We start from the raw sequence: 18,247 nt of genomic DNA on the forward strand, positions 1-18,247 counted from the left end.
ACCCGAAGAAGCATCGTTAGGTGCTTCTTTTTTATTGCTAGTTTATGGCTGATTTTGTTGCAGATGATTAAAGGTAGTCGTTACAATCCATTGGCTTTTTTACGCAGCAGATAACGATAAGGCGCAGTTTCAGTTTCAGCCGCCAATAACTCATGCTCCATAAAACGGCAAAAGCCGGGAATATCACGGGTAGTTGCCGGATCATCAGCAATAATCAATAGGGTGTCACCATCTTGCATGTTGCGCACAGTTTTACGCACTAACATCACCGGCTCTGGGCAGCGTAACCCTAAGGTATCTAAGCTTTTAGTTGCGTGTTCAAAAATAGTAGACATAAATATAAAGACTCTAAATTCAATCGATTTATCGATTATATAATAAATTGGCACTAAACGAGATGAACTGTTTTGCTTTTGTTGCGCAACACGAGTATCATCCCGCCCTCTGAGGCTCAGCGTGGATTATTGCTGTCGCTATTAGTGGATTATATTCTGTACAATATAAGATATAATTTATAGTGTTAGTGATACTGACGTTGATGTCATGGGTTCCCTCACCCCATAAAACTAAAAAGGTACAATATGTTTGATTTAACACCGCAGCAGCGAGCCACTGCTCTAATTTGGCTATCTTTATTTCATATTTTAATCATTACTTCTAGCAACTATTTGGTTCAGCTGCCAATGAGTATTTTTGGCTTCCATACCACTTGGGGCGCATTTACCTTTCCGTTTATTTTCTTAGCGACTGATTTGACGGTGCGTATTTATGGCGCGCCTTTAGCGCGGAGGATAATAACCTCGGTCATGCTGCCTGCTCTGCTAATTTCTTACGTTATTTCAGCACTGTTCTTCCAAGGAGAATGGCAAGGGATAAATGCACTTGGTGAATTTAATCTGTTTGTCGCGCGTATTGCGACCGCAAGCTTTATGGCTTACGTTTTAGGCCAGATTCTAGATGTCAGTGTATTTAATCGCCTGCGCCAAAATAGTCGTTGGTGGGTCGCCCCAGCGGCAGCGATGTTCTTCGGTAATTTAGTCGACACCATCGCCTTCTTCTTTATTGCCTTTTATCGTAGTACTGATGCCTTTATGGCCGCCAATTGGATTGAAATTTCATTGGTCGATTATACGTTTAAGTTGTTCATCTGCATGCTATTTTTCTTGCCTGCTTACGGTGTACTACTGAACGTGCTAATGAAATATTTTTTCGCCAATCATCGCCCAAAAAATTACGCTGAACTCCGCTAATTTTTCGCCCTTGCAATCCCATGCAAGGGCTTTTTTTATCGCTAACATTCCCGCTAAAAACATCTCGATCAATATCTCATTTTCTGGCTTGCTTTCATTATAAAATTTACCGGCATGTTAGTGTAGTGTCATAACAACGCCCTTATTTTATATGGTTCTATCGCCTTTATTGATGGTCTAATTAATCGTTTTTTTTTAGGTTAATTTATCAATCAATCTCACTTAATCACTGTTTTTAAATCAGCTGTTTCACTGGGCGCGTTAAATGAAAGGTTCTATCACCTATTGTCCGTCTGATTTAAGCCTCATCTGGAGCCGCAAATATGAAGAAACTGATTAATCGTGTTGAAGATATTATTACCGAAGTTAACCATGGTTTACTCCTTGCTCATCCCGAGTTACGCCTCAATATTGACCCAACGTATATCGTACGCAGCGAGGCACCTATTAGCGGTAAAGTCGCATTATTATCCGGCGGTGGTAGCGGTCATGAGCCGATGCACAGTGGTTATATCGGCCAGGGTATGCTAGATGGCGCTTGCCCCGGCGAAATGTTTACCTCTCCAACGCCCGATCAAATGCTGGAATGTGCCATGACCATCGACAGTGGCGAAGGCGTATTGATGATCATAAAAAACTATACCGGAGATGTGCTGAATTTTGAAACCGCCACCGAGTTGTTGCATGACGCCGGCATCAAAGTTGCTACTGTACTGGTTGATGACGATGTTGCGGTAAAAGACAGCTTATATACCGCTGGTCGTCGCGGAGTGGCAAATACCGTATTGATAGAAAAAATTCTTGGCGCCGCAGCAGAGCAAGGAAAATCACTCGATCAACTTGCGCACTTAGGCCACCAGCTGAATAATCAAGGCCATAGCTTAGGTATTGCCCTGCAAGCCTGTACCGTGCCTGCAGCTGGGAAACCGTCATTTTCCCTCGCGGATAATGAAATGGAGTTCGGGGTGGGCATTCATGGTGAACCGGGGATCGAGCGTCGTCCATTTACGCATCTCAACGACACCGTCGATCAAATGTTTAGTACTTTGATCGAAAACAGCGCGTATCAGCGTGTTATCCGTCATTGGGATCACTCTAACGGCGAATGGGTAGAGAAGCAGCAATCTAAATCACCATTGAAAGCGGGGGATCGAGTGATTGCTTTAGTTAATAATCTGGGGGCAACACCGCTGTCTGAACTGTATGCAGTGTATGGCCGCCTAGTTCAATGTTGTGACGCGTTTGGTCTAACGATCGAAAGAAATTTGGTGGGTTCCTATTGTACCTCGTTAGATATGCAAGGGTTTTCAATCACTTTACTGACTGTCGATGATCTCATTCTGTCTCTTTGGGACAGCCCAGTAAATACTCCGGCGCTAAGATGGAAACCTTAATTGATCCTAAACTCTTCGTTAGCTCTCAAATTCTAACGGGTCCAGAAACTAACATGCCCATAAAAATAGGTATCTTCTATGAATTTAAGCTCTCAACAGACAGTTCAATGGTTGACCAAATGCGCTGAGATATTTGCCCGTGAGCAAGATAATTTGACCGAGTTAGACCGCGCCATTGGTGACGGTGACCATGGGCTAAATATGCATCGAGGTTTTCAAAAAGTAGCTGAAAAGCTGCCGTCGGTTGCCGATAAAAATATTGCTATCATTCTAAAAACTACCGGAATGACCTTGCTCTCAAGTGTAGGTGGAGCAAGTGGACCGCTGTTTGGGACTTTTTTTATCAAAGCCGCCCAAGCTGCCGCAGATAAACCGTATCTCACACTGGCTGATTTGGCAGAAATAATCACTGCAGGTACTGAAGGGGTAGCGATGCGAGGTAAAGCAGAACCCGGCGATAAAACCATGTGCGATGTTTGGTGGCCTGTTAGCGAGTCATTGAGTATCTCCGCCACACAAAATTTGCCACTAGATCAAGCCCTTAAAGAAGCAATCATTGCCGCACGGCTCGCGCTTGAAGCCACGGTTCCGATGCAAGCCCGCAAAGGCCGAGCCAGCTATTTGGGCGAACGCAGTATTGGCCATCAAGATCCGGGCGCCACCTCGGTGTTACTAATGATGGATACGCTACAGCAAATTGTCTCTGCATCATCGGCTTCGTCGGTTAATTGAATTAAGTAGCGGTGTTAATTATTAGCAGCCTAAATATAGGCTATCGTCAGAATAAAAAGGGAAATAAGGATAACTTTATTTCCCTTTAACTTTATTTCCCTTAATTTATCAGATGCGGCGTAAAAATCGGCCCTAAGAACAATCTAACTTTATAGGGCTGTTCACTCCTATAGTGCTTTAGCTAATAACGTAATAGGGTGTTCACATTTTTTACTGGTCGACATCTCAATTTGCCATTTACACGTTTCGCAATCGGTGATCACCACATCAGCGCCGCTCTCTTCAATTTGACGGAATAAACCTGCGCCAATGCCTTGAGAAACCTCATAGTTTTCTTTTTTAAAGCCATAAGTTCCTGCAATCCCACAGCATTGAGAATCCAGAACGATCAATTCAACACCGGGAATGCGTTTAATCAACTCTAAGGTGTAGGATGTCCAGCCCATTTTTTCCATATGACATGGCGTGTGGTAAGCCACTTTCATCGGCGTATGTTTGAGTTTAAGCTCACGCCCTTGCTCCAATAATCGATAAATATAACGCGTTGCCAGTTCTATCTCATCACGGATAGCTGAAGTATCAACATCTAAAACGTGAGTATATTCATCACGCAGCGTAAAGGTACAGGTTGATGACGTTGCTACCACAGGTACATGATTTTCAAGAATACTTTTTTGTAATGATTCAAGATTAACGTTGGCTTGGCGTTTAGCTTGTTTCATAAAACCATTGGCAATCAATGCCACGCCACAGCATTTTTCTCTTTTCAGCAGTTGAACACCAATATTCATTCCATTGAAAACTTTAATTAAATCTTTGCCTAATTGAGGATGATTATAGTTAACAAAACAACCATGAAAATACGCCACTTGCTCGGTGAATTTTTTCTGCTCTGCTGCTTGTTTCGCATACCAACGACGGAAGGTACCGAATGAATATTTAGGCAATTCACGACGATGATCAATTTTTAATGCTTTATCTAGGATCTGACGAACCGGTTTCATCCCTGTGATGGTATTCACCACAGGAGCAAATGGTGTCGATAGTGATCCCATCAGATCGGTATGACTTAAAATAGCATCGCGTAATTTTGGTTTTTGCGTACTGTAGGTATTGCGTGCGCGAGCAATAATATCGCCGATTTTTACGTCGGATGGGCACGCTACTTCACAACGTTTGCAGTTAGTGCAATATTTTAGCGCTTCATCATAGAGCATCGGATCTTTAAGACGTAGACGCTCGCCATCTGGGCCGGCTTGTTTCGGGCCTGGATAGAGTGGATTCACTTTTGCTACTGGGCAATAAGTGGTACAAACCGTACACTTAATGCAGCTTTCAAAGCTAGGATCGTGAATACTCATTGTGCTACCTCTGTGTGTTCTGTGGCTGCGTTAGCATTATTTATTGCCGAAATTATTTGCTCCGCAGCATATAAACCACTAATTAATGAAACACCGGCGCCGCATCCTTCTGTCAGTGGATCAAAACCGCCTAATACCGCGCCCGCCACATAAAGATTGTCTATCACATCGCCATATTTTTTAGCGCGTAATTGTGTATCAGTTTCAACGCCAAAACGCATATATGGCTGAGAGGCAAAAAATTGCTCGTCAGTCCACTGAGAACGCGGCGGGATATTACCGAGATCTAACTCCATCAAAGGCTCATAAACACGATCAAATGTTGCCACTAATCCATTATTAAAAAAACTGCCAGTAGCTAATACAAATTGGCTCGCTTTTAATGGGATATCGCCATGATTACGGGTATGTAGTTGACTGATTTTTTGCCCGTCAAAGTTAACTTTGGTGACTTTATCACCTGGCATGATAATCCCACCCTGACGGCGATATTGTTTGAGTAAATGATCATGTAAACGAATACCCAACAATGATGGTGGTAAGGTAGGTAGCAGATAAATCGTTTTACCTAATTGGCTTTCTAAATCGCTAATCACCTGATCGCTCTCTAAACCGAGGCAAGCAGGTAAGAAAATTTTATCAACCTGTTGAACTAATGGAGAAAGTTCACTGACTATCTCAGCCATATTTTCAGATCTATCTAACCAACGAGCAATATTGATAGCGCGAAATTCACTGGCATTTTCACGTAAGCGGTCTAATAACGGTAAGTGAACATAGTGAGAAACAACCTCAGCACCCTGTTCTTTCAATACATCGGCGACCATTTGTGGCTGAAAATCTAAGAAACCTTCAATGCCGATCACCGCGATTTTACCCGTCGGTAGGGGCTGTTCGAACTTAACCACGGGCACCCGTGTTGGGCTCAACCATGTTAGGCGTTTATGTCCTAGCGGTGTAATTCGATAGTGATTCTGTTGCGCTGAACCAAAAAGTTCAACCCCTGCGGCCTGCAATTGTTGCTCTGCCAGTAATGCCAGCTCACTCACCTTTTCTTTACCGATACGACTATAAGGATGTTGGGGTGATTGAATCGCTAACTCTGCCAGCGCATCTAATGGATGTTCAACGCCGCGGCCATCAGGCAATTGAGTTAATAAATCTAACGAGCCAGAAGAAAAATGCAGCGCATTTTGTCCGGCACTCACAATCGCACAAGAAAGTCCTGCGTTAGTGAGACGGATACCGCAGCTTAAACCGGCTAGACCTCCGCCTATAATGACTGCATCAAATTTCATTATCGGACTCCTTATTGGCGGATTGTTGCTGCAAAGTTTGTTGATTCATCCCACATAAACCATGATACACCCAGCTGGTAAATTCACTTTCACGCAGAGCATTTCCCCACGCTATCGGGCGAACGCCCTTCCAACGTTCATTTAAAAAATGCCCCAATTGCTGTTCGGTTTCATATGGAGTCGTGACATTAAAGCGATTAAGTAAGCCTGCAGCACGGCAAGCACATAATTCACCTTGGCACGTTCCCATGCCGACCCGTGTCCGACGACGTAAATCGAGTAAGTTATTAACCGCTAAAGAATCAACCGCATAACGCACTTCTCCGGCAGTTACTGCCTCACACTCGCACACCAAACTTTTATCCAGTCGGTCAGTGGTTAAAATCGAGGAAGCACGATCGCCATGGCGATAAACCGCCGATCCGCGGATTGGAGCAGGTATCGAAATCGCATTACGCAGTGATTGTTCGGCGCTGTGCTGTGATCCCGGTAACGGAGCTTCTGCAGTCGTACATTTGGCGCTGTGTCCGAGTTTTTCGCACACTTTATCAGTCGCCCATTCAGCCATCAGGCGATAAGTCATTAATTTACCGCCGGTAATTGTTATAAAGCCTTCCAGTCCATCACGTTTAGCATGGTCTAACAGCACAATCCCCCGGCTTACATTACGCCCAGAAGGATCATCGTCACTGGCCACTAAAGGCCGAACCCCTGCATAAGCACGTAAAATTCGCGTGGTGGCGAGTGCCGGAGATAACATCGAACCTTCGCGGATCAAAATATCCACTTCTTCTGGAGTCACATGCATATTATCGATTTGATCGTAATCGATATGTGTCGAAGTAGTACCAATCAATGAAATCGTGTCGCCAGGCACTAAAATATCGGCATCCGCCGGCTTACGACAACGGTTGATCACCATATTATTTAGCCGATGACCTAAAATTAATAATGCCCCTTTGGCCGGGAACATTTTGATTTTTAAATCCGCATATTCAGCGATCCGCTGTCCCCAAATACCACCGGCATTTACTACAATCTCAGCATGTATATTATAAGTACGCGAATTTTTATGGTCATAAACGGTGACGCCTTTCACTCTGTCACCATCACGCAATAATCCCACGACTTCATGGTAAGTCAGCACCTTGGCGCCATGCTCTCTAGCATCCAACATATTAGCCGCAGTTAAACGAAAAGGATCGACAGTACCATCTGGCACTTTTACCGCGCCTATTAATAACGGATTAACCGAAGGCTCCAAACGAATAGCTTCACTTGGATCAATGGCGTCCGCATCAATCCCCGCTGCACGGCAAGCGATAATAAACTGTTGCTGATATTCCAATGAGTCTTCGGGCAGGGTAATAAATAAGCCGTCAGTACGTTCAACACAATGATGGGCGATGCGTTTTAGTATTTTGTTTTCTTCAATACATTCGCGGGCAGACTCGCTATCTGTCACAGCATAACGTGCGCCACTATGTAATAGACCATGATTACGACCCGTCGCGCCGGTCGCAATATCATGCCGTTCAAGTAGCACACAACGGAGTCCTCGGCGAGCACAGTCTCGCGCAATACCTGCACCGGTAGCACCGCCACCGATAATAATGACGTCCGTTTCTATAACAGATGGATCATTCATGCCGAATTTCCTCACATTAGTAAGAGAATCTAATTAATAAGATAATCTAATTTTTTATAATTATTAGCTTAGTACTAACTATAGACAAAAAATGGGCGCAATGTTTGATAAGGAACAAAAACGAACAGGAATTCGATCATCTCTTGTGTGAAAAACACCAATGTGTGATGAATGTCACACGTTTGTTAACAAAACAATTTCAATATATTCATAAAAGCTATTACCTTATCCAGCTTATATAGAAAACCTATATTTGTGCAGTGCATTACAGATAAATTGTTTAATTGTGGCTACTATTTAGCACGGCAAGAGAAAACAATACGCACATAAACTCTCAAATTATTTTCGTTTTCGTTGCTTTTATAATGATAAATAAAAAATATCTATATGCCATCGGAGGCTTATATGTTAAGTATGTTTAAACCGGCAGCTCATAAACCGAGGCTGTCTGCTGATAAGATAGACCCCGTCTATCGTAAATTACGTTGGCAGATTTTCTTGGGAATTTTCTTCGGGTATGCAGCTTATTACTTGGTCAGAAAAAACTTTGCATTAGCCATGCCGTACCTTGTAGAGCAAGGTTTCTCTAAAGGTGATCTCGGTTTTGCTCTTTCAGGGATTTCTATCGCTTATGGATTTTCCAAATTCATAATGGGCTCAGTTTCTGACCGTTCTAACCCACGCTACTTTCTACCTGCGGGTTTAATATTAGCCGCATTTGTCATGTTGATCATGGGCTTCGTTCCTTGGGCGACATCGAGCATTATGGTAATGTTCGTTCTGCTATTCTTCTGTGGTTGGTTCCAAGGTATGGGTTGGCCGCCTTGTGGACGAACTATGGTTCACTGGTGGTCCCAGAAAGAACGTGGCGGGATTGTTTCCATTTGGAACTGTGCACATAACGTTGGTGGTGGTATTCCGCCTCTGTTATTCATGCTCGGCATGGCATGGTTTAATGACTGGAAAGCGGCGCTGTATATGCCAGCTTTCGGTGCCATCTTAGTCGCTATCATTGCTTTCGCTCTAATGAGAGATACCCCTCAATCTTGTGGGCTACCTCCGATTGAAGAGTATAAAAATGACTACCCACCTGACTATAAAGAAAGTGATGAAGAAGAACTAACAGCAAAAGAAATCTTCATGAAATACGTCTTCCCTAACAAACTGTTATGGATGATTGCGATTGCTAACGTATTCGTTTACTTGCTGCGTTACGGTGTTCTTGACTGGTCTCCGACCTATCTGCGTGAAGTAAAACATTTCACCATGGATAAATCTTCATGGGCGTATTTCATGTACGAATATGCAGGTATTCCTGGCACCTTATTGTGTGGTTGGATGTCGGATAAAGTGTTCCGTGGTAACCGTGGTGCAACCGGCGTATTCTTCATGATTTTAGTCACCATCGCCACTGTTGTATTCTGGATGAACCCTCCAGGTAACCCAAGTATCGATATGGCTTGTATGTTAATTATCGGTTTCTTAATTTACGGCCCAGTAATGCTTATCGGCCTGCATGCTCTTGAACTCGCACCGAAAAAAGCAGCCGGTACCGCAGCTGGATTTACCGGACTGTTCGGTTATCTCGGTGGCTCAGTAGCCGCCAGTGCGATTGTCGGTTACACCGTTGACTACTTCGGTTGGGATGGTGGTTTCGCCGTCATGATAGGCGGTAGTGCCCTGGCTGTAGTGTTACTATTTATCGTTATGTTGAGCGAAATTAAACACAAACGCGAATTAGCTAATCAACAATAATGACGATTGTCATTCATCAGTCATAATTAATGATTAATCTTCTGGGCTACGTATTTAAATACTGTAGCCCTTTTTTTATCTACCCTTTTATATCTTGAGTGACTCAAACCAATAATACAGTGACTTGAAGTATAACGGGTATAAATATTGGCAAAGGAATATACTGATGACATTCACTTTAAAAACCTTAATGGCAAGTATGATGTTAGTTATGTCTGTATCAGCAATTGCACAAACAAATCCTAAAGTAGTTATCGCGCATCGGGGAGCAAGTGGTTATTTGCCGGAACATACGTTACCTGCAAAAGCTATGGCTTATGCTCAAGGTGCTGATTTTTTAGAACAAGATTTAGTGATGACCAAAGATAATCAGCTGGTTGTTTTGCATGATCATTATCTCGATCGCGTAACAGATGTCGCTGACCGTTTTCCCGATCGCGCTCGTGCAGATGGTCGTTATTATGCGATTGATTTCACGTTAGATGAAATTAAATCACTTAAATTTACCGAAGGTTTTGATATTGTTGACGGTAAAAAAGTCCAAAGCTATCCAAACCGCTTCCCGATGGGTACGTCTGATTTTCGCGTGCATACCTTCCAAGAAGAAATTGAGTTTATCCAAGGTCTGAATAAATCGACAGGCAAAAACATCGGTATTTATCCTGAAATTAAATCGCCGTGGTTCCACCAGCAAGAAGACAAAGATATTTCAACCCGTACACTTGAAGTATTAAAAGACTACGGATATACCACCAAAGATGCCAATGTGTATTTGCAATGTTTCGATGCCAATGAATTAAAACGGATTAAAAATACTCTACTACCCAAATTAGGCATGGATCTGAAATTAATTCAATTGATTGCTTATACTGACTGGAATGAAACTCAAGAACAGAAACCGGACGGTAGTTGGGTAAATTACAGCTATGATTGGATGTTTGAGCCAGATTCTATGAAAGAAGTAGCTAAATATGCCGATGGTATTGGCCCAGATTATCATATGCTATTTAATGAAAATTCAACCCCTAATAATATCCAGTTAACCGGTATGGTACAGGATGCGCACGCGAATAAAATGGCAGTTCATCCTTATACTATTCGTGTAGATAAATTGCCTAAATACGCTAAAGATGGCAATCAACTGTATGAAATCATTTATAATACTGCCAATGTTGATGGTGCATTTACTGATTTCCCAGATTTAGGCGTCGAGTTCTTAAAACAGCAAAAATAAATCTCACATTGCCAAGAACATCAACCGCTAAATATTAGATAAAAAAACAGCTTCCACAATTAAATAACATTGCTGGAAGCTGTAATTTATCGGATAGCAGTGATTATGCGATAGTCACAGGGAAAGCCATCACATCTTGAATTTTTTGCGCATTAAGTGCCAACATAATTATGCGGTCAACCCCTAAAGCCACGCCAGAACATTCAGGTAATCCATGCTCTAATGCCGATAATAAGTGCTCGTCAATCGGCTGAATAGATAATCCTAATGCCTGTCGGCGACGATTATCCTGCTCAAATCGCTGACGCTGTTCTGTAGCATCAGTCAATTCACGGAAGCCATTCGCCAGCTCAATCCCTTTGAAGTAAACTTCAAAGCGTTCAGCCACTCGGTGATCTTCAGCACTAATTTCAGCTAATGATGCTTGTGAGGCAGGAAAATGATAAACCACCGCCGGTTTTTCTTTCCCGATATGTGGCTCAACTCCCTCCGTGAACAATAACTGTAATAAGATGTCGCGATCTTCTTCGTTATCAGCCACATTACTTAGATCTAAACGTGCAGCAACACTGCGTAATTCGCTTTTTTCCGCCGACAATGGATCAATATTTAAATACCGCAAAAATGCTTGCTGATATGAAAGCAACTCCGCACTTTCACAATCCAGAACTTGTTGTAATAAATCATCAACTTCATTAATCAAGCGGTACATATCATAATGTGGTCGATACCATTCTAGCATTGTAAACTCTGGATTATGATAACGTCCAGATTCTTCATTTCTGAAACTGCGACTCATTTGATAAATCGGCCCACTCCCCGCAGCAAGTAAGCGCTTCATGTGATATTCAGGGCTGGTCATCAGATAGAGTTTGATACCGTCGGCAGCTCCGGGCCCTACAAATTGCGTTTCAAAAGGCACCAGATGAATATCCGTCACCGTTGCCTGACTCATCGCTGGTGTATCGACTTCCAGTACACACCGCTCTGAAAAGAAACGTCTAATTTCAGCAATAATCTTCGCCCGCTGCAACAGATTAGCGATGGGTGCGCTAGGCTGCCAGTTCGCTATTTCATTCATTCGAATGACTCCAAAATAAAACAAAGCGTGCAGTTTACTCATCTCACCGCAAACACACAACGTATTCGCAGCTGAAAGCACGATTAATCGCCTTCGAGAATAACTAACTAGAATATAAACCTTCCACATGAGAGTGGGAATGATTATATTTTCTTATACGGTGTGAAATTTATGTTATCAAGTTTTGATTCGGTAATATTATTCAATTTACTACTTAGTTAACTTCGCTCAGAATCGATAAATTAAAAATAATAATAGTCATTATTTATATATATAAAATACAAATTAACCAGATTAGCTAATATCGATAAATAGCACGGTTTTTTCCCTAACTAAAACATAAGCCTGAGTTTTTATTGGTCATTTGCGATATTATGGTGAAAAATTAGTATAATTTATTGATATTTCTTTTATATTTTAGATCAAACTAAAAATGAAAACCGTTAAAAACAATTTATGAAAACCTGCATTAGATCACACTTTCTCAGCAAAATCGGCAAAAACCCCTCTCTATATCAAATTTATCTGTCAGACATTTCGCTATAATTCATACAATGATTCATGGAAGTTAGCTATCATATTATTAATACTTATAAAAATGACACTTATATATGAATGGATTTAAGCATTCAGAGTTTTGATAGCTAACCACAGAAAGTAATTAACAGAATTTATTAATTTACACTTGAACAATGGAGAAGCGCAGTGCAAACCTTTAATGCCGATCTAGCTATTATCGGGGCCGGGGGCGCTGGTTTACGGGCAGCGATTGCTGCCGCGGAAGCAAATCCCAATATGAAGATTGCTCTGATCTCAAAAGTTTACCCTATGCGTAGCCATACCGTGGCCGCAGAGGGGGGATCAGCCGCAGTAACTCAGGCTCATGACTCCTATGACTATCATTTCAATGACACCGTTTCTGGTGGTGACTGGCTGTGTGAACAAGATGTTGTCGAATATTTTGTCGAGCACTGCCCTCAAGAAATGACGCAGTTAGAACAATGGGGATGCCCATGGAGCCGTAAACCAGATGGTTCAGTTAACGTTCGCCGTTTTGGTGGAATGAAAATTGAACGTACATGGTTTGCTGCTGATAAAACTGGCTTCCACATGCTGCATACACTGTATCAAACCTCACTAAAATATCCTCAAATTCAACGTTTTGATGAGCATTTCGTGCTCGATATCATCGTTGATGAAGGTCAAGTTCGTGGTTTAGTTGCGTTAAACATGATGGAAGGCACCAAAGTTCAAATCCGGGCGAATGCTGTGATTATGGCAACCGGTGGTGCTGGCCGTGTTTATCGTTATAACACTAACGGCGGTATTGTGACTGGTGATGGTATGGGTATGGCCTTCCGCCATGGCGTACCACTGCGTGATATGGAATTTGTTCAATACCATCCAACCGGTTTACCGGGTTCTGGTATCTTGATGACTGAAGGTTGTCGTGGTGAAGGCGGTATTCTGGTTAATAAAGATGGCTATCGTTATCTGCAAGATTACGGTATGGGCCCAGAAACCCCATTGGGCAAACCAGAAAATAAATATATGGAATTAGGCCCGCGCGATAAAGTTTCTCAAGCTTTCTGGCATGAGTGGCGTGCAGGCCGGACAATCAGTACCCCGCGTGGCGATGTAGTTTATCTGGATTTACGCCATCTCGGTGCCGAAAAACTGCATGAGCGTCTACCGTTCATTTGTGAACTGGCTAAAGCCTATGTCGGTGTCGATCCTGTGACTGACCCAATTCCAGTTCGCCCAACAGCGCACTACACCATGGGCGGTATCGAAACCGATAATCACTGTGAAACGCGAATTAAAGGTTTATTTGCGGTGGGCGAATGTTCATCTGTTGGCTTACATGGTGCTAACCGTTTAGGTTCTAACTCGTTAGCTGAGCTAGTCGTATTTGGTCGTTTAGCCGGTGAGCAAGCTGCAAAACATGTCGCAGAAGCTACGCCAGCCAATGCTAATGCTATCGAAGCGCGAACCCGTGAAATCGAAGAAAAATTAGAACAGCTGAAGAACCAAAAAGGAACAGAAAGCTGGTCGAAAATCCGCGATGAACTGGGTATGACAATGGAAGAAGGCTGTGGTATTTATCGTACGCCTGAACTGATGCAAAAAACCATTGATAAAATTGCTGAGTTAAAAGAACGCTTTAAACACGTTGAAATCAGCGATCATAGTAGCGTATTTAATACGGACCTGCTGTATACCATTGAATTAGGTTTCGGTTTAGATGTCGCTGAATGTATGGCGCACTCTGCGTTCAACCGTAAAGAATCTCGGGGTGCTCATCAACGTCTTGATGAAGGTTGTACTGAGCGCGATGATATTAACTTCCTCAAACATACTCTGGCGTTCCATAACCCAGAAGGTGCACCTCGAATTGAGTATGGTGATGTGAAAATTACTAAATCTGTACCGGCTAAACGTGTTTATGGTGGTGAAGCAGCAGCTCAAGATAAAGCGAATAAGGAGCAGGCTAATGGATGAAATGAAACACTTAAAAATGGAGATCATGCGCTATAATCCTGAAACGGATAGTGAGCCCCATTTTGTGACTTATGACGTCCCTTACGATCCGCAGACATCTCTGCTTGATGCTTTAGGCTACGTTAAAGATAACTTAGCGCCCGATCTTTCATATCGTTGGTCTTGCCGTATGGCGATTTGCGGTTCTTGCGGCATGATGGTTGACCGCGTACCTAAATTGGCATGTAAAACATTCCTGCGTGATTACCCCAATGGAATGCGCGTTGAAGCCCTCGGCAATTTCCCCGTTGAACGTGACTTAGTGGTCGATATGACACATTTCATCGAAAGCTTGGAAGCGATTAAGCCTTACATCATCGGTAACGACCGTAAAGTGTCAGAAGGCCCAAATAAGCAGACTCCGGCTCAAATGGCGAAATACCATCAATTCTCTGGTTGTATCAACTGTGGCTTATGCTACGCAGCATGTCCACAATTTGGTCTCAACAAAGAATTTATTGGCCCGGCAGCAATTACCTTAGCTGAGCGTTACAATCTAGATAACCGTGACCACGGTAAAAAAGAACGTATGCCATTATTAAATGGCGATAACGGTGTCTGGTCTTGTACTTTCGTTGGCTACTGTTCTGAAGTCTGTCCGAAACATGTCGACCCTGCAGCCGCTATTCAGCAAGGTAAAGCCGCCAGTGCGGAAGACTTTGTGATTGCCATGCTGAAGCCACGATAAGGAGGGGAAAAGTAATGACGACTAAACGTAAGCCCTATGTCAGAGAAATGAAATCCGATTGGTGGCAGAAACTGGGCTTTTACCGCTTCTATATCATGCGTGAAAGTACCTCTGTGCTGCAAGTTTGGTTCAGTATCTTAGTGTTATTCGGTATTTTTGCTCTTAAAGATGGCCCACAAAGCTGGGATAGCTTCGTCGGTTTTCTGCATAACCCTATCGTACTGATTATTAATATTGTTGCTCTGGCAGCCACTTTGCTACATACCTCGACTTGGTTCAAACTAGCCCCTAAAGCCGTGTGTATTGTGGTTAAAGATAAAAAGATGTCAGAAGAGCCGATTGTCAAAGGATTTTGGGCGCTGACGATACTGGTTAACATCATCATTTTAGCTATTGCATTATTATAATCCGAGGAGGATCTGATGAATCTAACGCCTAAACGTTCCGATGAGCCGATTTTCTGGGGATTATTTGGTGCTGGTGGAATGTGGAGTGCCATTATTGCACCTGCAATCATTGTTATTCTGGCATTTTTAATTCCATTAGGAGTGGCGCCAGAAGCCCTAAGCTATGAGCGTATTCTTGGCTTTAGCCAAAGCTTTATTGGCCGTGTTTTCCTCTTACTGATGGTTGTACTGCCAATCTGGTGTGGTATGCACCGTATTCACCATACACTGCATGATTTTAAAGTGCATGTTCCTGCCTCTAAGTGGGTATTTTACGGGGCTTCTGCCATTCTGAGTGTGATAGCGGTGATTGGTGTCTTCACTCTGTAATCGCATTGTATTGCATTAAATTGTAATTATAGAATTATGATATAAAACCGGGGCGCAGTGAATTCTGCCCTCCGGTTTTTTATTTGTAGCCAATCATTATTCTGCCGCGCCCCATACCTATTAATCCATAGCCTTAATTCATACTCTTGTCCTATGCCCATGCCTATATTCATGCCTCACCACTAGGCTATGCGCTACAACGATCAGGCTAAAATTCTCACACTAAATTACTGCATTTCCATATGCTTTATTCGGTGCTTTTATGTTCTATTGAGTTGGTGATTTAGCAGTAAATGGATAGGTTATGAATAGAGTTACTCTCCTTTTTTAAACTAACTGCGGTTTTATATCGCACACGCCTTGATTTAGCAGTAGAGTCGAAACTCAAAAAAGCTTTTTCATGTAACAGAGAAATCTATTATGAGCCTTCGAGATACATTACTTGCACTCTGTGTGGTCATTATTTGGGGCGTTAACTTTGTGGTAATCAAAGTCGGTGTGCATTCTCTGCCCCCATTATTACTTGGCGCATTGCGTTTTTTGTTAGTCGCATTCCCCGCTATCTTTATTTTCAAACGGCCTAATATTGCATTTAAAGGGCTATTAATTTACGGCTTAACCATCAGCTTCGCCCAATTTGCCTTTCTATTTTGTGCCATAAATGTGGGAATGCCCGCGGGTATTGCTTCCGTAGTACTGCAATCACAAGCCTTTTTCACTCTACTTTTAGGCACATTAATTTTACACGAGCCTTTGCAAAAAAATCATTTTATTGGCATGTTAATTGCCATTATTGGTTTAGTGATATTAGCCAAAGGTGCGACCTCCGGCAGCCCACACGATATCCCGTTACTCGGAATGATATTTACCCTTGTTGCTGGGCTTTCTTGGGCCTGTGGAAACATTGTTAACCGTGCCATTATGCAAAAAAGCGATAAAGAACCGTGCAGTATGATGTCACTAATTAGTTGGGGTGCGCTGATCCCGATTATTCCCTTTATGCTAAGTTCATGGCTTTTTGAAGGTCCAGAAGCCATAAAACAAGGGTTGATTTCCTTAGATGGACAAACTTTTGGCGCTATTATTTATCTTGCCTATTTGGCAACATTTGTTGGTTATGGTTTATGGGGGACCTTACTTGGCCGCTATGAAACTTGGAAAGTCGCCCCCTTCGCCTTGTTAGTACCATTATTTGGACTAAGCAGCAGCGCGATATTGCTTAACGAGACGATTAATTTAATCCAGTTCACGGGGCTAGGCTGTATTATGCTGGGGCTCATTGTCACATTATTTGCCCCGCGACTGCGCCAAGCATGGCGAGAATGGAAGCAAAACAAAAAATAGTCATTTATCTGATTAATCTACAGATCTGCGGCTATAATTAATCCGTAATACGCGCTAGAATCAAATCCACTTTTGATAGATGGCTCACGGCATATACCCACCACTAAAAAGGTGTCAGATATGGATATAATCACTGCCTATCATTAATGAATTACCGCCTTCGATAATTTTATCGCTGAGCTTATTTGCAGGAGTTTTTTATGTTTGGTTCTCTAGGAAATGCGGCTAGATATCTTGGTCAAGCAGCAAAAATGATGATTGGTATGCCAGATTATGATAACTATGTCGCACATATGAAGGTCACTCATCCGGAACAAACACCGATGACCTACGAAGAATTTTTCAAAGAACGACAAGAAGCTCGCTATGGCAATAGCGGCGGGCCGAAATGTTGCTAGTTAACCGCTAGTCTCTTCGCGCCATAACAGCTGAAATAATGATAAAAAGAAATAATCGATAAAAATAACCCATGATAATAATAAGAAAGCCGCTAACATTTATATAATGACAGCGGCTTTTTCAATACAGCGAAATCAGCAATAATTATTTTACGCGAGAAACATATTCGCCTGAACGCGTATCCACTTTAATGACTTCACCGATCTGTACGAACAGAGGAACTTTAACTACTGCTCCTGTGCTTAAGGTCGCGGGTTTACCGCCAGTTCCGGCAGTATCACCTTTCAGACCTGGATCAGTCTCAACAATCTCCAGCTCTACAAAGTTAGGTGGAGTCACAGCAATAGGACGGCCATCCCATAAAGTCAGTACACATTCAGCTTGATCGATCAGCCATTTCTCGCTATCACCAACTGCTTTAGCATCTGCCGCTAACTGTTCGAAAGTTTCGTTATTCATGAAATGCCAAAACTCACCGTCGTTGTACAGGTAAGTCAAGTTCATATCCATAACATCAGCACCTTCAACAGAATCTGTTGATTTGAAGGTTTTTTCTAACAGTTTGTTAGAAATCAATTTACGGAGACGAACACGAGCAAACGCCTGACCTTTACCAGGTTTAACGAATTCACTTTCAAGAATTGCACAAGGCTCACCATCTAACATGATTTTAAGACCTGAGCGGAATTCATTGGTACTATAAGTAGCCATGGAGATCCTCTAAATTTTACACTAATAATGGCATA

General features: G+C 42.5%; 17 protein-coding genes. 11 read left to right on the top strand and 6 right to left on the bottom strand.

All coding sequences use genetic code 11. The features are described from left to right. Nucleotides 1–80 precede the first annotated feature (80 nt). The gene (gene tusA / locus M992_RS01080) at nucleotides 81–335 is read right to left on the bottom strand and encodes a sulfurtransferase TusA (protein ID WP_047256260.1); all 255 of its coding nucleotides are present in this window, start codon (nucleotides 333–335) and stop codon (nucleotides 81–83) included. A gap of 246 nt (nucleotides 336–581) precedes the next feature. Between tusA and M992_RS01085 the strand changes: the two genes are divergently transcribed. From M992_RS01085 to dhaL, 3 genes are all read left to right on the top strand, one after another. Continuing rightward, a complete protein-coding gene (locus tag M992_RS01085) occupies nucleotides 582–1,250 on the top strand; it encodes a 7-cyano-7-deazaguanine/7-aminomethyl-7-deazaguanine transporter (RefSeq protein ID WP_047256261.1) in 669 nt (222 codons plus the stop codon). A 323-nt stretch (nucleotides 1,251–1,573) separates the two neighbouring features. Next, nucleotides 1,574–2,644: a dihydroxyacetone kinase subunit DhaK gene (gene dhaK, locus M992_RS01090; protein WP_053907007.1), complete on the top strand. Its 1,071-nt coding sequence runs from the start codon at nucleotides 1,574–1,576 to the stop codon at nucleotides 2,642–2,644. 78 nt (nucleotides 2,645–2,722) lie between these two features. After that, entirely contained in the window at nucleotides 2,723–3,376 is a 654-nt protein-coding gene (gene dhaL / locus M992_RS01095) for a dihydroxyacetone kinase subunit DhaL (RefSeq protein ID WP_053907008.1), read from the top strand. A 167-nt stretch (nucleotides 3,377–3,543) separates the two neighbouring features. On the opposite strand, the gene glpC is transcribed toward dhaL, so the two are convergent. The 3 genes from glpC to glpA are packed head-to-tail and all read right to left on the bottom strand — an operon-like array spanning nucleotide 3,544 to nucleotide 7,683. Continuing rightward, on the bottom strand, nucleotides 3,544–4,737 hold the full coding sequence (gene glpC, locus M992_RS01100; protein WP_047256264.1) for an anaerobic glycerol-3-phosphate dehydrogenase subunit GlpC: 1,194 nt from the start codon (nucleotides 4,735–4,737) through the stop codon (nucleotides 3,544–3,546). Continuing rightward, the gene (gene glpB, locus M992_RS01105; RefSeq protein WP_053907009.1) at nucleotides 4,734–6,035 is read right to left on the bottom strand and encodes a glycerol-3-phosphate dehydrogenase subunit GlpB; all 1,302 of its coding nucleotides are present in this window, start codon (nucleotides 6,033–6,035) and stop codon (nucleotides 4,734–4,736) included. Before glpB ends, glpC begins: the two co-directional genes overlap by 4 nt. After that, complete coding sequence (glpA, locus tag M992_RS01110) at nucleotides 6,025–7,683, bottom strand: anaerobic glycerol-3-phosphate dehydrogenase subunit A (protein ID WP_053907010.1); 1,659 nt, start codon at nucleotides 7,681–7,683, stop codon at nucleotides 6,025–6,027. The genes glpB and glpA overlap by 11 nt, the downstream gene beginning before the upstream one ends. A gap of 405 nt (nucleotides 7,684–8,088) precedes the next feature. Between glpA and glpT the strand changes: the two genes are divergently transcribed. Together glpT and glpQ are read left to right on the top strand one after the other, a co-directional pair. After that, entirely contained in the window at nucleotides 8,089–9,438 is a 1,350-nt protein-coding gene (glpT, locus tag M992_RS01115; protein WP_053907011.1) for a glycerol-3-phosphate transporter, read from the top strand. A gap of 166 nt (nucleotides 9,439–9,604) precedes the next feature. Then, on the top strand, nucleotides 9,605–10,672 hold the full coding sequence (gene glpQ, locus M992_RS01120) for a glycerophosphodiester phosphodiesterase (RefSeq protein ID WP_053907012.1): 1,068 nt from the start codon (nucleotides 9,605–9,607) through the stop codon (nucleotides 10,670–10,672). A 103-nt stretch (nucleotides 10,673–10,775) separates the two neighbouring features. Here the strand turns inward: glpQ and epmA are convergent, their stop codons facing one another. Beyond that, entirely contained in the window at nucleotides 10,776–11,753 is a 978-nt protein-coding gene (epmA, locus tag M992_RS01125) for an elongation factor P--(R)-beta-lysine ligase (RefSeq protein WP_053907013.1), read from the bottom strand. Between the two features lie 705 nt (nucleotides 11,754–12,458). Here epmA and frdA point away from each other — a divergent pair. From frdA to M992_RS01155, 6 genes are all read left to right on the top strand, one after another. Next, nucleotides 12,459–14,255, top strand: coding sequence for a fumarate reductase (quinol) flavoprotein subunit (gene frdA, locus M992_RS01130; RefSeq protein WP_053907014.1), 1,797 nt, complete (start codon nucleotides 12,459–12,461; stop codon nucleotides 14,253–14,255). Continuing rightward, nucleotides 14,248–14,982, top strand: coding sequence for a succinate dehydrogenase/fumarate reductase iron-sulfur subunit (locus M992_RS01135; RefSeq protein ID WP_047256271.1), 735 nt, complete (start codon nucleotides 14,248–14,250; stop codon nucleotides 14,980–14,982). The genes frdA and M992_RS01135 overlap by 8 nt, the downstream gene beginning before the upstream one ends. Nucleotides 14,983–14,996: 14 nt before the next feature. Beyond that, nucleotides 14,997–15,389 (top strand): fumarate reductase subunit FrdC, encoded by a 393-nt coding sequence (frdC, locus tag M992_RS01140; protein ID WP_053907015.1) that lies wholly within the window; start codon nucleotides 14,997–14,999, stop codon nucleotides 15,387–15,389. A gap of 15 nt (nucleotides 15,390–15,404) precedes the next feature. Continuing rightward, nucleotides 15,405–15,758 (top strand): fumarate reductase subunit FrdD, encoded by a 354-nt coding sequence (gene frdD / locus M992_RS01145; protein WP_053907016.1) that lies wholly within the window; start codon nucleotides 15,405–15,407, stop codon nucleotides 15,756–15,758. 420 nt (nucleotides 15,759–16,178) lie between these two features. Further along, nucleotides 16,179–17,102 (top strand): EamA family transporter, encoded by a 924-nt coding sequence (locus M992_RS01150; RefSeq protein WP_053907017.1) that lies wholly within the window; start codon nucleotides 16,179–16,181, stop codon nucleotides 17,100–17,102. A 200-nt stretch (nucleotides 17,103–17,302) separates the two neighbouring features. After that, nucleotides 17,303–17,500, top strand: a complete 198-nt coding sequence (locus M992_RS01155; RefSeq protein ID WP_047256275.1) for a YbdD/YjiX family protein — start codon at nucleotides 17,303–17,305, stop codon at nucleotides 17,498–17,500. A gap of 145 nt (nucleotides 17,501–17,645) precedes the next feature. On the opposite strand, the gene efp is transcribed toward M992_RS01155, so the two are convergent. Next, nucleotides 17,646–18,212 (bottom strand): elongation factor P, encoded by a 567-nt coding sequence (gene efp / locus M992_RS01160; protein ID WP_047256276.1) that lies wholly within the window; start codon nucleotides 18,210–18,212, stop codon nucleotides 17,646–17,648. Between the last annotated feature and the right edge of the window lie 35 nt (nucleotides 18,213–18,247).

The organism is Moellerella wisconsensis ATCC 35017, from assembly GCF_001294465.1.
GTDB lineage: Bacteria > Pseudomonadota > Gammaproteobacteria > Enterobacterales > Enterobacteriaceae > Moellerella > Moellerella wisconsensis.

Coding starts and splice junctions, on each gene's coding strand:
- tusA (WP_047256260.1), bottom strand. CDS start 335: ATGTCTACTATTTTTGAACACGCAACTAAAAGCTTAGATACCTTAGGG.
- M992_RS01085 (WP_047256261.1), top strand. CDS start 582: ATGTTTGATTTAACACCGCAGCAGCGAGCCACTGCTCTAATTTGGCTA.
- dhaK (WP_053907007.1), top strand. CDS start 1,574: ATGAAGAAACTGATTAATCGTGTTGAAGATATTATTACCGAAGTTAAC.
- dhaL (WP_053907008.1), top strand. CDS start 2,723: ATGAATTTAAGCTCTCAACAGACAGTTCAATGGTTGACCAAATGCGCT.
- glpC (WP_047256264.1), bottom strand. CDS start 4,737: ATGAGTATTCACGATCCTAGCTTTGAAAGCTGCATTAAGTGTACGGTT.
- glpB (WP_053907009.1), bottom strand. CDS start 6,035: ATGAAATTTGATGCAGTCATTATAGGCGGAGGTCTAGCCGGTTTAAGC.
- glpA (WP_053907010.1), bottom strand. CDS start 7,683: ATGAATGATCCATCTGTTATAGAAACGGACGTCATTATTATCGGTGGC.
- glpT (WP_053907011.1), top strand. CDS start 8,089: ATGTTAAGTATGTTTAAACCGGCAGCTCATAAACCGAGGCTGTCTGCT.
- glpQ (WP_053907012.1), top strand. CDS start 9,605: ATGACATTCACTTTAAAAACCTTAATGGCAAGTATGATGTTAGTTATG.
- epmA (WP_053907013.1), bottom strand. CDS start 11,753: ATGAATGAAATAGCGAACTGGCAGCCTAGCGCACCCATCGCTAATCTG.
- M992_RS01135 (WP_047256271.1), top strand. CDS start 14,248: ATGGATGAAATGAAACACTTAAAAATGGAGATCATGCGCTATAATCCT.
- frdC (WP_053907015.1), top strand. CDS start 14,997: ATGACGACTAAACGTAAGCCCTATGTCAGAGAAATGAAATCCGATTGG.
- frdD (WP_053907016.1), top strand. CDS start 15,405: ATGAATCTAACGCCTAAACGTTCCGATGAGCCGATTTTCTGGGGATTA.
- M992_RS01150 (WP_053907017.1), top strand. CDS start 16,179: ATGAGCCTTCGAGATACATTACTTGCACTCTGTGTGGTCATTATTTGG.
- M992_RS01155 (WP_047256275.1), top strand. CDS start 17,303: ATGTTTGGTTCTCTAGGAAATGCGGCTAGATATCTTGGTCAAGCAGCA.
- efp (WP_047256276.1), bottom strand. CDS start 18,212: ATGGCTACTTATAGTACCAATGAATTCCGCTCAGGTCTTAAAATCATG.